17 protein-coding genes and 1 pseudogene are annotated in these 16,127 nt (G+C 41.0%); 2 read left to right on the top strand and 16 right to left on the bottom strand.

Annotated features, from left to right (window positions below):
* Nucleotides 1-195: 195 nt before the first annotated feature.
* The 14 genes and pseudogenes from AC58U0_RS10460 to AC58U0_RS10395 form a co-directional block, all read right to left on the bottom strand.
* Nucleotides 196-738, bottom strand: coding sequence for a GNAT family N-acetyltransferase (locus AC58U0_RS10460; RefSeq protein WP_497378943.1), 543 nt, complete (start codon nt 736-738; stop codon nt 196-198).
* A gap of 106 nt (nt 739-844) precedes the next feature.
* Nucleotides 845-1,813 (bottom strand): MraY family glycosyltransferase, encoded by a 969-nt coding sequence (locus tag AC58U0_RS10455; RefSeq protein WP_497378942.1) that lies wholly within the window; start codon nt 1,811-1,813, stop codon nt 845-847.
* A 113-nt stretch (nt 1,814-1,926) separates the two neighbouring features.
* Complete coding sequence (locus tag AC58U0_RS10450; protein ID WP_497378941.1) at nt 1,927-2,124, bottom strand: hypothetical protein; 198 nt, start codon at nt 2,122-2,124, stop codon at nt 1,927-1,929.
* Nucleotides 2,125-2,265: 141 nt separating this feature from the next.
* Nucleotides 2,266-3,192, bottom strand: coding sequence for a phosphotransferase family protein (locus tag AC58U0_RS10445; RefSeq protein WP_497378940.1), 927 nt, complete (start codon nt 3,190-3,192; stop codon nt 2,266-2,268).
* 60 nt (nt 3,193-3,252) lie between these two features.
* Nucleotides 3,253-4,137, bottom strand: a complete 885-nt coding sequence (locus tag AC58U0_RS10440; RefSeq protein WP_497378939.1) for a serine/threonine-protein kinase — start codon at nt 4,135-4,137, stop codon at nt 3,253-3,255.
* Between the two features lie 93 nt (nt 4,138-4,230).
* Nucleotides 4,231-4,818 (bottom strand): hypothetical protein, encoded by a 588-nt coding sequence (locus AC58U0_RS10435; RefSeq protein WP_497378938.1) that lies wholly within the window; start codon nt 4,816-4,818, stop codon nt 4,231-4,233.
* Nucleotides 4,819-4,923: 105 nt separating this feature from the next.
* Nucleotides 4,924-5,370, bottom strand: coding sequence for an SRPBCC family protein (locus tag AC58U0_RS10430; protein ID WP_497379164.1), 447 nt, complete (start codon nt 5,368-5,370; stop codon nt 4,924-4,926).
* Between the two features lie 18 nt (nt 5,371-5,388).
* The gene (locus tag AC58U0_RS10425) at nt 5,389-5,877 is read right to left on the bottom strand and encodes a MerR family transcriptional regulator (RefSeq protein WP_497378937.1); all 489 of its coding nucleotides are present in this window, start codon (nt 5,875-5,877) and stop codon (nt 5,389-5,391) included.
* A gap of 253 nt (nt 5,878-6,130) precedes the next feature.
* Nucleotides 6,131-6,334: pseudogene (locus tag AC58U0_RS10420) on the bottom strand (GNAT family N-acetyltransferase); the annotation flags it as partial.
* Nucleotides 6,335-6,571: 237 nt separating this feature from the next.
* On the bottom strand, nt 6,572-6,973 hold the full coding sequence (locus AC58U0_RS10415) for a GNAT family N-acetyltransferase (protein ID WP_497378936.1): 402 nt from the start codon (nt 6,971-6,973) through the stop codon (nt 6,572-6,574).
* A 119-nt stretch (nt 6,974-7,092) separates the two neighbouring features.
* Nucleotides 7,093-8,142: a Ger(x)C family spore germination protein gene (locus tag AC58U0_RS10410; protein WP_497378935.1), complete on the bottom strand. Its 1,050-nt coding sequence runs from the start codon at nt 8,140-8,142 to the stop codon at nt 7,093-7,095.
* On the bottom strand, nt 8,129-9,211 hold the full coding sequence (locus tag AC58U0_RS10405) for a GerAB/ArcD/ProY family transporter (protein ID WP_497378934.1): 1,083 nt from the start codon (nt 9,209-9,211) through the stop codon (nt 8,129-8,131). The genes AC58U0_RS10410 and AC58U0_RS10405 overlap by 14 nt, the downstream gene beginning before the upstream one ends.
* Nucleotides 9,208-10,524, bottom strand: a complete 1,317-nt coding sequence (locus tag AC58U0_RS10400) for a spore germination protein (RefSeq protein ID WP_497378933.1) — start codon at nt 10,522-10,524, stop codon at nt 9,208-9,210. Before AC58U0_RS10400 ends, AC58U0_RS10405 begins: the two co-directional genes overlap by 4 nt.
* A 242-nt stretch (nt 10,525-10,766) precedes the next feature.
* Nucleotides 10,767-11,336 (bottom strand): TetR family transcriptional regulator, encoded by a 570-nt coding sequence (locus AC58U0_RS10395; protein WP_497378932.1) that lies wholly within the window; start codon nt 11,334-11,336, stop codon nt 10,767-10,769.
* A gap of 244 nt (nt 11,337-11,580) precedes the next feature.
* Between AC58U0_RS10395 and AC58U0_RS10390 the strand changes: the two genes are divergently transcribed.
* Nucleotides 11,581-11,961, top strand: coding sequence for a DoxX family protein (locus AC58U0_RS10390; RefSeq protein WP_497378931.1), 381 nt, complete (start codon nt 11,581-11,583; stop codon nt 11,959-11,961).
* A 344-nt stretch (nt 11,962-12,305) separates the two neighbouring features.
* On the top strand, nt 12,306-13,166 hold the full coding sequence (locus AC58U0_RS10385; RefSeq protein WP_497378930.1) for an alpha/beta hydrolase: 861 nt from the start codon (nt 12,306-12,308) through the stop codon (nt 13,164-13,166).
* A 47-nt stretch (nt 13,167-13,213) separates the two neighbouring features.
* On the opposite strand, the gene AC58U0_RS10380 is transcribed toward AC58U0_RS10385, so the two are convergent.
* A complete protein-coding gene (locus tag AC58U0_RS10380) occupies nt 13,214-14,023 on the bottom strand; it encodes a polysaccharide deacetylase family protein (protein WP_497378929.1) in 810 nt (269 codons plus the stop codon).
* Nucleotides 14,024-14,188: 165 nt separating this feature from the next.
* Nucleotides 14,189-16,090: a golvesin C-terminal-like domain-containing protein gene (locus AC58U0_RS10375; RefSeq protein ID WP_497378928.1), complete on the bottom strand. Its 1,902-nt coding sequence runs from the start codon at nt 16,088-16,090 to the stop codon at nt 14,189-14,191.
* Between the last annotated feature and the right edge of the window lie 37 nt (nt 16,091-16,127).

Genomic DNA, 16,127 nt, shown 5'->3' with positions numbered 1-16,127 from the left:
TTGGCGAGTTTTCTTTATTTTAGTTATCCATCCAACTTCAAGATTCACTATAATTCAAACCACCGCTGCCGCGAAACAAGCCCCTCAGCTATTGGTATGAATTAAACTTCGACCCAAACTATTTACACTATCATTGAAATCAAAAAAAAGAGCTGCTTCAATGCAGCTCCTGTGTTATTATTCATCGTTGGTTGACTAGATATCCTCGGACGGATTGATAAGTGCCAGAACCTGATGATCTTCCCACACCCCGTTGATCTTCACGTTGCTACGGGAGATGCCTTCTTTGTGGAAGCCGGCATTCTCAAGTACGCGGATAGATCCTGGATTTCGGGGTGAGGCTTCACCGACGATCCGGTGAAACTTCAGCTCCTCAAAGGCATAGCGTACCACCTGCTTCACTGCCTCCGTCATATAGCCATTTCCGTTATAAGCCTGGTCAAGGCTGTATCCGATCATGCAGCTTTGAAGCGGTCCCCGCGCCACAAAGGATAGCCCTATGATGCCAATAATCCAGTCGTCCTCCTTGTGGCATACCAAGAAAGCATATTTCCGATCCTCCACCCTGTCGGCCTTGCTCTTAATAATCGATTGGAGCTGGTGCTCCTCCGTATAGTATTCCTCCGGGTTGCTTGGCGAAAACTTATTAAAGAACTCCCGATTACGCTTATACATTGCTGTTAATTCTCCGGCGTCCGCCTCCTCAGGGAACCGGACGTACACTTGCTCCTTCGACATATGCACCATCCCCACAAACTAAGATAATGGATAATTATATCATAAGAGGGGAGGCGGATTGTATGGATAATATCCTTGTCACCTGACACTCAATGAAGAGGATAAGTTACACATGAAGTAACAGCAATATGATGGACGACAAGCTTAAGCAGCCGCTAATCAAATAGAGGAACATGACAACCTGTTTCGGGCTAAGTCCTGTACGAAGCAATCGGTAATGGGCCTGACTTGCGTCGGCCTGATAGACTGGTTTGCCTTGTAATAAACGTTTGATGACAACAAATATATTATCAAAAATGGGAACACCAAGCGCCAAGAAAGGGATAAAAAGGGACAAAACCGTTGCTTGTTTGAAGGCACCATCCAGTGCAATCACACCCAGAATGAAGCCAAGAAATGTTGCCCCCGCATCCCCCATAAACACTTTGGCTGGTGGCTTGTTATAGCGTAGATAGGCGACGGTGACGCCGACTAGGATCATGGCCATCATGGCGGAGTCGGATTGACCTTTTGCTAACGCCACAACGAACAAAGTGATTGCGGATATCGCTGAAAGACCCCCAGCCAAACCATCCATTCCATCCGAGAAATTAATTACTGTCGTCACGCCGAATATCCATAGGATAGTTAAAATGAACTGCAGCCAATCCGAGAGCAGCACAAATTCTCCGCTGAACGGATTATAAAATCCACTAAATGTGATCCCCGAGGCATACACCAGCACAGCCGAGGATACCTGAACAATGAACTTAGGTAAACTCGGAAAATCTTTACCATTGGTTTTATACCAGTCATCTACGGTACCAATGATCAGTAAAAGCACAGACCCAGCTACAATAGCCCCTGTCTGGAGCGTAAAACCTTTTATAAATAACAATAAAGTAATGATGAAGCCTATAAAAATAGCGTAACTCGCTGTTAGCGGAATCGGTTCACGGTGTATTTTTCTTTCGACATCTTGCCTAGGTCTATCCACAAAGTTAAGACGAAAAGCCAGTTTACCCAACGGGGGAATTAATAAGTAGACGATGAAAAAGGATAGTAGAAATGCTGCTGCGTATGCGATAAATATCAACTCCAATGAATGCTGATTATGAATGATCTGATCCTTGATCTACTTTAATAGTAACCTTTAAGTAATTCGTCCAATCACCTTGGCCTACGATATGTAGAGACTACCTCAACATCCTAAGGACTGAGCTCAGCCAGCGGCTCTTGAAAATCGTACGAAGGTTCTGCATACAGCGGTGTAGTGTCCAAAAGACTAATTGTCTTAGGCATCTCCGGTGGCAGGTTTGCTTTTCCGCTTTGCATATCAGACGCCGCTAGGACGCCAGTAGACATATAAATCATGCACAGAACTAGGATCAACGCTATTTTTTTCAAAAGCAAGCCTCCTTATAATAGATCTAAAAAGTTGACGTTTGATTCTTCCAAATGGTTCCATCAGGTGATGCCTGGTCTTACCATTTGTGATGATAGGTCTCCAATGACTGTTTACCCCAACAGTCTCCACATGAGAATTACTTAAGTGTTTAAGTCGAGAAGAAAATTACGAGTACTGTAATAAGCATCTTTCCATCCCATTTTTGCATAGAAACGAAGTCCATCTATTCCTTTGAAATAATAGGCTCCAATTAATCTCTCTTTGAAATCCGGGATCATTATTCCAACTTTTTCTTGGTAGTCTTGATAAACTCGAATTACTTCACGACCCTCCATGTGTCTATCGAGAATTGCTAGATCGACAAGAAAATCGCCATATGCACAGTTGCCATCAATAATACCGGTTATACGTGTGCCGTCGGATAGGATATTCCATTGGTGAAAATCCCCATGAATAAAGTAGCGGTGGGGTTCATTATAGGGTAAGTAAGCCATTAAACGGCTATAACATTCATCGAACACGTCTTTTTCTAAACAAGTACTTTGAAATAAGTCGTACCAATTCTCCCAGAAGGTCCCTGTCTGATCTTCCGTAAATGATGTAACCAAATAGTCCTTCCATGTTTGAAATGCTCCATCACCTTTAGGCCCGATCCACCCATATCCGCTTGTTGGCCCGAGATCCACATGGTTTATACGTGTCAAGATCCTTATAAGCTCTGGAAGTTGGCGGTTTTGCTGCTCAGCTGAGAAATCCGCTAGATTGCCGCCGTCAATCCGTTCCATTATGGAGTATTCTAGATGTCCGACTTTCCCTTGTCCAAAGCATCTAGGGAACGGTATACCATGGCCAGAGAGTAGATCCGAAATATAGCGTTCAGTTTGATACGCTCCCTCCATGTCACTGAATTTAATTACGTATCCTTTTCCTTCATGGTTGAAAGAGAAAACACTACTCAAGTTACCGCCAGCCATTGGCGTTATCTCTGCCACTTTAGAACCTAGATGAGTCCTCAATACTCCCTCAACCTTACTTATGTCCAAGCTTGGTTTTTCATATGCAGTCATTGCTTACACTTCCCCTCGATTTGTTACATAACCCTTATTGTAACTACTCTATTGTTTCCGTTAGTTTTGTAAATCAGTGAATTTAACTGCCGAATCCCATGCAGATTTAAATTCTGACACACTGCCATACCTATTTTTTCTACTTGGCTCAACAGCCCTTAAAGCTATCTCATAAAGTTCCTTTCCAGCTTCCCAGTGTTCAAATGAACGATCACGCTCTCCTCCAAGCAAAGCAAACGATGTTGCTCCCATGGTAAATACGTTTGTCCTACCATCAATCTCAGCACCAAGAGAAAACTCTTCGGGGGACATGAATCGGGAGGATCCCCATAATCTCCCCATTGTGTTGTAATATGGTCTTCTTTGATAAAGATCAATATCGCATATTTTAGTTTCATTTTTGGAGAAATCGTACAGCAGACTCCCATCATAAAAATCAATGGCGACAAAATCTTTTTTCTCGACAAATTCATGAAAGGAATAAATGTGATCCAACGAGATTAACCTTTGTGCGACAGATAATTGTTTATATCTATAAAATGGGGAATTTGGATTATTGTACTTCGCTGGGGGAGGAAAAGACCAATGCGGGTGAAGAGATTCACCGTCGAACCATTCAAATACAGCTGCGTAGCCAGATCCAACTTCATAATGATCAATTAGTTTAATTAGGGAGGGGTGGCTTAATTCTCTATAAAGTGGCATGGCTTTTTTTAAATTGTTTATTGCATCTTGAGGGTCACCCGAAAATGCTGTGCTTTTAGCACCCGCATATTTGATGAAAAATCTTTCGCTATATTTTTCAATACCAAAGCTTATATTGCCAGAATCCTGCTGGGAAAAGACTTCAAATACATGCCCCAACTTCGCAAGCCAACCAAAATCATGTTCTTCTTGTAACTGGAACATAGCATCGTCAATTTTAATATCTAAAGAACCATTCATTTGCTTCCTCCTCCAAATGTAGTCTCCTGCAAAGCACCACAGAGCATGGCCGTCTCAACTGCCTGCCGTATTTCAAATATTGTTTCGGTTAGCTTAATCGTGTGTGGAGTCAGAAGTAATTTCTTCAATGACAGCAATAGCTTTTGATTTCGAAAAGTTTATGTACTGGATAATGTCATCAAAATTATATACTTCAAGCTCGCAATCCTTATTTTTTTCTATAATTTCAAAATCTCCGTACATCTCTTCAATAAATTTTTGTAAGTCTTCTTGAGTTACATCATCTATTTCTCTCGGGACAACATCAATCTCTAAGTAATCTTTTAGGTAGCCCATATCATAATGGAAAAGTAATTTTGTATTCATTTTTCTAAAATCTGAATGCCATCTTGATAAAAAGGTCGGGTCTAAATCTTGCTTCTGCTTCAATTCATATGGATAATAGATATACTCCATCCACATGTTGTCGGAAATTAAATGAGTCAAATAACCTAATGAGTAGTCATCTTTTATATCTGATAAGTATGTATCAATGTATCTTTGATAGTTTACCTGCCTAGTTCTCTTGTCTACATCTCCTTCGAAATAATGAGTAATAACTTTCCTTTCAAACGAGAAAGCAGCATCAACCGCGAACCCATAAAATCCCTCCTCGTACCATATTTTACCACACAAATTCAAGTTATAACTATCCTATCCGTTACTACAACAGGCTGCCGAATAAGCCGGCAGCCTGTTGTAATTGTGCTATCGTTTCTGTTATGAATCTCAAATACATAGCCATTTTTAATTCGATTCGTTCCTCAATACCTCCCCGAGAGTGTCGAGCATGGCCTTCGTACCATGTTCACGCTGTTCCGGAGTATCGCGGCCATCGAGATAAGTTCCTTGTTCTGTAAAGATCAACCTCGTGCCTGCATCCGTTGGCTTTAACTCCACTGTTGTCACCGATACCGAAATTCGTGTCTCGCCCATGTCCAACGTATACGAATAGACAATGCGCTGATTTGGCACGATTTCCTGAAAGCAGGCATCAAAAGTGTAGATTGGGCCGTCTGGCGGGCCTCCACGACTAAATTCCCGTCCGCCAACCCTGAAGTCGAATTCATTGGCTTTCGAGAACCAACGGGCTTTGGCCTCAGAGTCTGCCCAAGCGGCGAACACTCGCGCGGGTGATGCTTGATAAGTTCGCTCAACGGTAAACGTAGCGTGGTGTACAGATCGTTCGTTCATCATGTGTTCCTCCCAATGTTAAAGTTCGTCAAGATCTTGTTCGGCGAGGAAGTCGCCTAGTCGATCGAGACTTTGTTCTACTTTCATCTGTCGCTCAAAGAAATATTTGTCTTGGCTCTTTTTCATCATAACCAATACTTTTGTAAAATCGTCTACGGTCAACGGTTCTTTCATTTCCATGAGTGTTGACACATGTTCTAACTCTTCAAGAAGCTTCTGCTGAATCTTTATTTTTTCTTTTAGACTGGCGATTTGTATGGATACTATCTCAATTGGACTGCAATGCTCCTGGGCCAGAAGCGACTTGATTTCCTCCAACGCTAAACCCAATTCCTTTAATGAGAGAATTTGGTGCAGACGCGAAATGTCAGATTCAGTGTACAACCTGTGCCCCGAATCCGTCTGATCGGATGGCGAGAACAAGCCGATTTGATCATAAAATCGTAATGTTCGAATGGTTAACCCTGTCAGTTTGGCAATTTCTCCGACTTTCCAATGCGGTTTCATAATCAACCCCTTCTGCAGCGCCATTCATTTACCGGTAACTAAATTATAAAACATTACGTAACGTAATGTTCAAGACTTTATTGTTTACTTCAAAACCATGACCCAAGAGTTAATAATAGTGTTAGCATAGTTGCATTCGACATTGAGAATCTATATTATTATCCTTCAACTAATTGATAAAATCTAATGTCTCCTCCTTAGTCTGTTCTGAAGTAATTAATATTTCTGGAGTAATATTCTATACATAAGGACGCTAGACGTTAATTGCAAATAAACGGACTTCTTCATCTGTACCCGCATATCGGATCATGCTTTCAAAATGCAACCCTAGTCTTTCTAAAAGTTTGGCCGAAGCTGGAAGCAAAGCAAATCCAATATCTACATCTTCTAAGAAGTCTCTTTTTACCAATCCGCAGATGCCGATCGGAATGCCTTCTTCCTTCAACTCCGTCAAATAAAATCCGCTCCTGATCCCAAGCACTTACATATACGTTCGTTGTTTTCCTCTTTTTCCCTCCAAGGAAGCCACGAACGAGGGAATCTGCCCGTTAACGTAATGAAGGCCACCGATCATGCCGGTAGCCTCGTCCTGGGTGTTCATTTAACTATAGTTCCCCGTTAGACGGATCTTCGGAAAATTTGTCACGTTAAATCATCAGTCATCTTTTCTTCTGTTCTCGTCTTCCAGTGTTTCCTACACACGCTCCATCACAACATAATCTTTACCGCTTTTACTAAACGTGTCTTCTGTTTTACAAAGACCAAATTTCTCATAATAGGATGCTTTCTCTTTCCTGGCATTACAATATATCCGCTTCACACCTGTGCGCTCTGCTTCCTCTAACACATATATTAGAAGCTTGCTCCCGTAGCCCATGTTTTGATGAGAAGTTAACGTAGCAAATTTTCGGAACTGCGCTTCTGCCCCACGAACGAAAAGAGATAGCACTGAAATCAATTGCTCCTCTTCAAAAAGACCAAAGTGAGTTCCTTCGTCATCATCTTTTAGCTTAACATAATCAAAATCCTCTTCGGGCCACATTACCTTATGACGCAGCTGCCATGCTTGTTCTTTCTGTATGAACCTAATATCCAAAGTTGAATCATCTCCATCCAGAGATTTCGTTTCCGATACTGTGTGCACACATTATATCATGCTTGCCGTTTCACCAGAAGCCGCCCTCTGGAACAACAACAGCTACAGCTAGTTGAAAATTACAAATGGCTTACATGGACCTGAAAATTCACTTTTAGCTTTGGATAATATTGTTCTCTCCAGTTTTTTAATTCCTGATATGGAATCCGATTGCGGAAATGTTGGCCAAACCCAAAAATATCTGATTTGTTTTCTTGGGCTTGTTCGAATATCTTGTTAAACCGCTTTTCGATCAGCTGTTCGAGTTCTTCTTGGATCTGTTTATCCGTCACGCCCTCTTTTCTTTCCATAACATGTATCTTTAATTTCAAATCGCATGACACTAACGGTTCATCTTTTTTCATTGACGACTTGATGTGCAATGAGCTGTTTTTTACGATCATGTCGGCAGAACCCAGGCTCTCAATCTCGCCTGTTACATTGCGGTGATGAAACAAATTAACTAGCAGATTTTCCTTTGAGTTGATCCGTCCCACCATTTTCTCTTTTTTGAAAAAAGCGGAGCCTTCGAAGCGTAATACTGTTTCTTTGCCGGAAATGACGATCGGAACGTTTATATCCTTCGTATAGGAATATAAACTTCCATAAAATTCCATAATGCGGGTACTCGAAACCTCTGGTGCCCACTCCCCTTTATTAAAAAATTCATGGATAGAGGTTATTCTAGCACCTGTTACTTTGTCAATATTCGACAGCATTTTCTCAATACCCTCATCTGTAATGGCAACCAACGCTTTGGACGGCAGTTGCTCCATCTCCATTAAAAGTCGAAAAAGTTTACCCATTTCCTCTTCGTTCTCTGCCAAGTTGTTTTGGATAAGAATGAATTGTACTTGTGTGTAATCGAGGGCATCATCAGAGTTTGTCTGCATTTGTTGCAGAATATTGAAAATTGAATTGCCTTTTCCCGTTACTATTCTTGATGTTGTTTTACCTTTTTGCGTTACGGGAATATACAGTGTCACTCTGTATTCATCATCGTTTCCCTTGGCAATGCCGATGAGTAAAGGAGGGGTACGTAAATTGATTTCTTTAACATCCCAACAACCACATAGAAGGGTTAAAGCCGTAAGTACAATGAAAAGTTTGAATCGATTATTTCTTTTCATAACTCGCCATCCTTAGATTACCTAAGACTCCATAGATAAAAATGGTAAATGTAATGATGACGATAAACAAAGCGTGAGCATTTGTACTCAACACCAAAAGTTTTTCAACCATGTCCCGGTTTGGGACATATACTCCCATAAGAAATGCGATTAGAGCCAAAGCAATGATCCAATAATAAGATTTGGTTCTTTGCCAATTGAACGTTTTCTGCATAATTTGTCCGGTCATCCATAGTATTACGGCATTCAAGAAGATCGTGAATCCGATTAATGAGATACCGAAGAACACCGTTTGCCGACTGAATATAAACCATCTCAAGTCAACGATATTCACCGCCTCTTCTACCGGATAACGAAACGTGACAACCGTTTCTTGTCCAAATACGAAAATCGGAATATAAACTATGAGGAGAATGAGCAACGTCACATAGGTACATACCATAAACAGTTGACCGTATTTCATGTTGTTTTCGGAAGGCACGAAGCCTATAAATAATAACGCTGAAAAACCCGATAGATAGTAAAACTTTGTGTTCAATAAAAATTTTGGAGATGTAGGCAAAACGGGTGAAGCATTATGTACATCAAAATTGATGATTACAGTAAATGCTATGAACAATACCAATGAATTAACGATAATGAATACAATGACAGAAGCACGCATCATCGTTTCCAACCCTTTTACTGCTGCCAAAGCAGCTAGGAAAACGAAAACAGCCAGAACCGCCCAAGAAGGAGTCCGATTCAAAAAAATTGCTATAGTTGCATCGCTGTGGGCGCGAAGGCCGAATCCAACCATTGCTGTGAAAACAAATGCCAATGGGACAAGCACGATGCATGCAGCCCACTTTCCCATTTGCCTAAATATATCGATCACATCCTTTTTCGGAAAATAATCCAACCCTTTTTTGTAGATCAGCATAAATACCATTTGCAGCAATCCTGCACAAAGAATCACTACCCAATGACCACCTACCGTGATCGAATTTATGATTTTGGGATACTGCAAAAAAACGAAGCCCCCACTCATGACACAAACCAACATTCCAAGTTGTACCCTATGGTTCACTTGGCATCCCCCTTTTCCGTTATCCGAAATGCCATATACGGAATATCGCATGTCTTAAAACTTGCCAGAATTATGCATACAAATAATAATCCGGTACATATACCCAGTATGCCGAAAACGGATGCCGCAATTAAAATAAAGTATTTTAGCGTACGAATGTACAACGAGTTTTGAACTCCAACGATTGCTGAACCTGAAATCAACATTCCGGTGATGACAATGACCAATAAATTACTGACCAACTTCGCTTCCACGACCCCTTGGCCTAGTATGACTCCTCCAACCATCGTAACGGTCGGTCCTACGGTTTTGGGGAGTCTGATAATTGCTTCAGTCACTAAATCAACTAATACGACCATAGCAAGGGTTTCAAATAAGGGTGCTAGCGGAATGCCTTCTCTGCTTTCTGCGACAAACAAGGCGAGGTCTATTTTCAATATCTCAGGATTGACTGACGTTATGGCAATATATAAAGCGGGAAGGATGAGATTGCACAATATCCCCAATCCCCTGAGGGTTCGAATCATATATGTGAAACTGACATGGAAATTGCGATCGTTTGCAGTGGACAGCATATCCCAGAACAGATGCGGAAGAACAAAGGCGTAGGGAGTATTGTCCAAAAAGAGAACGACTCTGTTCCGTTTTAACGAATAGACGGCTTGCACCGGAAGTTCAGTTATGGAGAAATGACTGACAGGTACAAATTTGTGGGCACCAAAAAGATTATTCAGGTCATTTATCGTTTCAATATCTGAGTGAGCTTGTTTCAACTTCTGGTCTATTTTTTCAATAAGATCATCCGGAGCTTTTCCTTTAAGATAAAGCATGGAAATCCTTCGCTTTGGCAGCTCTCCGAATTGATATGAGCTATGGATCAGACGCTCAGTGCCCAGTCTCATTCGGATCAGCCCTATGTTAATATCAATATCCTCTCCAAATGCGTCCAAAGGACCTTGAATAGGGCTTTCATTTTTGGGCTCTTCAATGCTTCTCCTCAAATTTTGGGGGACGGGTTCCACAATGGCGTTACGTTGATCGTCTCCTGTTAAGATGACCAATTTGCCTTCTAGAATGGCCTTTATGATTTGTTTAGCATCAACATCATGCTGATCACTGAGGTTCTTAAATAGTTCATCAACGGAATCAGACAATTCCGCCATTTGCCGAACGTATAAATTGGACTTGGAAAAATTGATGAGCGAATTAAACCCTATAAGAAAAATCGCCGTATGATCAAATTGCTCTTCGTGAATGAAAAAATCATCATGCTCGGCGAACGTGGATTTCATTTCCTGAACGAAATTGCCCATGAAACCATGCCCCTTCAAGTAACGTGTAGCCCTATTGTTTCCAGCAAATGGAATGATTATGCACGGTCAAGTGCTTTAGGAGTATGAAAAAAGGGCAGCTTGCATTATGCAAACTGCCCTTTTTTTATTTGCATTCGAATGTAAAGTCTGTCTGATACGACCACATCCAAACATGACTGTTTCATGGGAATAGAAAGCTATCCCTGACAATCCTTAATAATTTCGGGGAGACTTATAAAATGTTAAGCTGTTCCATTCCCTAATAATTGCCTAATAGACAAAATTGCATAAACAAAATAATCCTCTGGTGATTTACTGCTGTTCTGCTTCCAATCAACTGCAGCTGCGTAAATCATCCAACATAGCATAGTTGCAACAATTCTTAGCTTTTCGTTACCTTCACCCTGATACTTTTTTAACAGTAATTGATAAATAATATGTTCAAGTTCTTTTTTTATTATGGCTTCTACATTCACACTCATATCATCATAACTCCGCTGACAGCGTTCAGATAAACTTAAGTGAAATTTAGTTATGGATAAAAATACACTTTTAAGCATTTCATCATTAAACTCTTCATTATTTGAAATTTCCTGAAGAACATTCGCCATTAATTCTTCTTTAATCACTTTTTCGAGCAATTCATATTTATCGACGAAATGGTGATAAAAGGTTGCCCGATTAATCATGGCTTGTGATGTAATATCACTGATTTTGATACTTTTAAAATCCTTTTTCATCAAAAGTTGTATAAAGGAATCAATAATGAATTTCCTTGTTCGAATCAAACGCAGGTCTTTATTGCCCTCCATCAAAGATACCTCCATTCCAGAAATAATTTTTAGACAGTTTAGATAAAATGTAGCTTATGGAACAATATTAAGATTATGTTGGTTGAGTGGCGGTGAAGTAATGTCTATAATCTAATTTATACAACAACTGTTCCATATGCAACAGGTTTTAGATTTATGATGTAGGTAACGATAGAAGGAAGGCATTAATTGAAATCACATGAAATGGAATATGGCGAAGAACTAACACGAAAGGATGTTATTTATGGATTTTGTATTTTTAATTGGAAGAATATTATTTTCAATTATTTTTATTTCGGCAGGGTTTAATCATTTAAAAGGTTTTACTCACACAGTAGAGATGGCGAAGAAAACCAAAGCTCCTTTTCCCCAATTGTCAGCTGCTGCTATGAGTCTCTTTGCTCTTGTTGGCGGTTTAAGTGTTGCACTTGGCTTTTATTCAAAAATCGGTGCAATTCTTCTTATTATTTTTCTAATACCGACAACTTTTATCATCCACCGTTTTTGGGGATTGCCAAATGATCAAAAGCAAATTCAGACAGTTCATTTTTTTAAGAACCTTTCTCTTATGGGGGCATCATTAATGATTCTCTATTTCGGTTCTGGTCCTTTAAGCTTGAATTAAACCTTACTCAGTAAGGAATTAGATTTATTATCAAAAATGAGCACACCTATTACAATTGGTGTGCTTTTTCTATTCCACTGAGAAAATTTTACAAATTACTCCATATTTCATATCCACCCAGAAATACCCCTGCTCATTAAGCAATGTACTGTAATATTTATTTTCCGTAGCATATTTACATCGTGCATATTGCAAGTCATGATGGCGGTGGGGTGCGGATGAAGCCCGGAATTTGTTGAATAAGCTCGCCACACTTTCCGATAATAACTCTTTCCATTAACGATTGCCTCTTGTAAGATTTATATATAAGAAGGTTAACAGAAATACGGAGGGATCAATCATTTATGAATACTTACCCTGAAGACTTTGAAACATACACCGCCCGTGATGGTGCTCAACTTCCATACCGTTTTTTTGAGGGTCCATCCGATGTAGTGCTTATTTTTCTGCACGGCATTACGGAACCTAGCCTGTATTTGAGGGAATTCGGCCAATATGTATCCCAACTTGGGCTCGCCACCGTGTACCTTCCGGATCTACGTGGATATGGAAATCATCCCATTCGACGCGGCGATATTGACTACATCGGGCAACTTGATGATGATATGGAAGACCTGTTCCGTTTTGTTCAGAAGCGTCATCCCGGTGCAAGGATCATTGTCGGAGGTCATTCTGCGGGAGGTGCAACCGCACTCAGACAAACAATTCGACCGATTCACAAGGACATTTTTGCCTATTTACTCGTTTCACCAGCACTTAGCCCCAATGCGCCACTTGATCGAAAAGGTGGATCTGGAAACGAATCCAAGGTGAGCATTCCACGATATCTGTTGTTAATGCTGCTTAATGCACTTGGCATTCACCGTTATAACCACGCTATTGTATACCGCAGACTCACACCGATTGAAAAGCTGCATGGGACTGAATCCTGCAATCTTAGCTATCGGCTCGCCTTGTCGCGCATGGTAGGGAATAATTACGAAAAATATTTGTCGCAGTTGACCCAACCGACTTTCGTTATGGTTGGGGCTGAAGATGAGGTATTCGACGCTGGTGCATATAAACCACTTTACGAAAGATTTTGCAAGGCTGAGGTCCGCATCATCGCTGATCAAAATCACGACTCTATTGTAAAAACAGAAAATGCACTCTCAATCATGGGGAACTGGCTCAGAGTGATGCTGGGAGAGGGACAAACAAAATGAACTAGTGGAGAGAACGCCATTAAACAGCGTCTGCCGTAATCAACCATTTATCCTCGTAAGCAAACTAATTGTCCAGAAGGGATTTCTACCAGTTCTCCCTCAGCGGTTACCCATACCGATAAAGCTGAGGGATTTTGGATGATAGTTCGGTCAGTCGAAAAACGGAGAAGTTTTAACGCTTGCATATAGGCCACGATCTCAGCGTTAGTTGCATACCAGATATCATCTCGTCCGCCTACTTTCTCTCCGAACTTAACCACAATGTCCCAATTGTTGTCATCATCGAATTCATAGCTGTGCCCCCAAACATAGAACAACGCCATCTTGAAGTGTGGCTGCTGCTGTACAAGCTGAATAAATTCATCCGCCTTTTCTAGCATTTGCTCGTGATGACACGTCGGATTCCAAATTAAATAATTATTTGGCATTTGGAAGCCGCCATGACTACTGGTTGCTCGAGAATACTCGATGCCGAGCGCAGGCAGCAAGCTGACAACCTGATCAGAGTAGCTGCCAAAAGGGTAGCTCATGCCACGAACAGGATAGTCTACAAGCGATTCCAACTTGTAGCGATCGTCCGAAATTTCACGCAAGATCTGCTCAGTTGGCGATAAGTCCAGATAGGGGTGACTTGTCGTATGTGCAGCTACTTCGTGTCCATCGAAAAGCGACTTAACCTCTGAAGCTTCTAAATACCCGTCTTTTCCCAAAAAACCGCTATTCAGATGAAATGTCCCTTTAAGTCCATATGTATTCAATAAAGAAACGAGCTTCCGATCCTGCAATCGACCATCATCGAAGCTCAGAGTCAGTGCTTTTTTTAATCCTTTTGGAAACCTGTCTAACCGAATTCTCACATGTAATCCCTCCACTTTTTACGCTTGTCTCTAGACATTGACATTTGAAGGGCACCAATGAATGGGGGGGCGGACACACGGATCCGCCCCTGAATAAAATAATCCAATGGTTTAAGTACTACACCTCACCGGATCACAAATTAATCTCTATTAGCCCCTATTGTATTATTTGGGGACAAATTTGACTGCATCCGCAATAACGTATCCATTTGTTCCTGTATTGCTGATAACCACATTTCCCGCTGTTCCTACATTGAATGGGTAACTCCCTATTAAGTTCCACTTCCCCCCGTTTGCCTGCTGATTGACTGTCGTACTGTCCGTCCCACCAGCATAGTTTACAGTGACCGGTACATTGTTTGCTCTGTTCGTATCGGCATTCCACCACATATACACGTCATATGTGTTTGTAGACAATATGTTAGGTGTAAACGTGACGCTCTTTGACCCCTTCCCTGTATTTCCGTCATGCAGATAGTCCGCGCCATACTTTTGGCTGCTGAAAGAACTGACAGTCATCCCTGTCTGAGTTACTCTTGTCGGATCACTGTTATCTATTAGGATTGTAGGATGCTCATGTCCTCCTATGCTTGGTGGATTGTTCCTCAGGTTCTTAAAGTAATCCCCTGCTACGTCCGTTACATTATTCTTGCCCTTAGCTATACACGGAGAATTACTTTGCAACTTAAAATAGTTCGGTCCGAATGATGTACCGCCTACAAGCATCGGATCCCCTATGACATCATTCCCATTCGAAGCAACTCCGGTAACAGCGCTGGACCAGCAGTTATTGGAGAACATTAATTGCGAATTCTGATCTACATTCTGTAAAGTACCCGCATTCGTCTTGAATATATTGTTTTCTATCCTTGTGTTTACATGGCTTGCGCCTCCGGTAATAGATATATCCGTACTAGTCGAATCAATAAAGGTATTGCCTGCAATAATTTCATTATTCAAACGAGTGCCTGTCAATCCAGAATTCCAATAAGCAAAATTCTTACTGTTTCCTTTAAGTAAATTATTGAAAATTTTCCTGTTATACCCCGGCGAATAACTTTGAAAAATCTCATCCGCTATTACAATCCCCATACTAGGGCTTCCATCCCTGAAATAAATCGCATTCCCCGTATTGTATATCATATTCCTCTGTATGGTTATGTCATGAGCCTTGTCTACATAGACTTCCAAAGCATAATTATCATAAATAGAGTTATCCTCTAACACTACATCATGAGTGTTGTACCAGAATCCAACCGCTTCACCCCAGTTGTGGTAGATGGTGCTGTTCTTGATTGTTCCAAATGCGCTGCCTCTTATCATGAGAATCAAAGGCCAGTTCATTTCACTTGATAATCTGCTGAAGCGCCCAAAGTTGGCATTCTCCCACACCGTATTGCCGTCCAAAGTAAAATAATCGACATTCTCTAACTGCACGGCCTCATCACGGTTCTCATGAATATTAGAATTTCGAATGATGATATCATGATATCTTGTTGTACCCGAGTTACCTGCATAAATTCCCCCACCATAGGATTGTGTCAATTCAAGTCCATCAATGGTAATATAATTGGCAGTGATTTTCATCAGTGAATTCCAGGATAAAATGAATTGCTGTCCGTTATGATAGGTCACTCCGTCATTTGTAACATCCGGTCCCGTATAAGTATTTGTTTGAAGACCATTGTTGGGATAGGTATTCTGACCGGATATAACGGGTATCTCCCCTGCGAACGCCTTTATCGTGATCGGACTGCCGCTTGCCCCTGAAGTAGTTATACTGATAGGCGAGGTAATATTGTACGTTCCGCCTCTCACAATAACTGAGGAACCGGGACCGGCAGCTCCTGCCATATTTACACCCTTTTGTATCGTAGCAAAGGGTAGGCTCTGCGTACCGGGATTACTATCATTTCCTGTGGTAGCAACATAGTAGTTTGTTGCAGCAGCATGGACTTCTTCCTGATGGATCATACCAAATGCTATCAGTAAAAGGGTCATTGCCAAAATCACTGAAAAAACAAATGAAACACTTTTTTTTACTTGCAAACCGTTTGATAAACTCATCGTAATCACTCCTTCTTTTATTGGAGAGTAATTGAAA

It is taken from the genome of Paenibacillus sp. J31P190 (assembly GCF_059692075.1).
The sequence above is the reverse complement of the archived record's forward strand: the minus strand, read 5'-3'. Positions and strand labels throughout refer to the sequence as shown.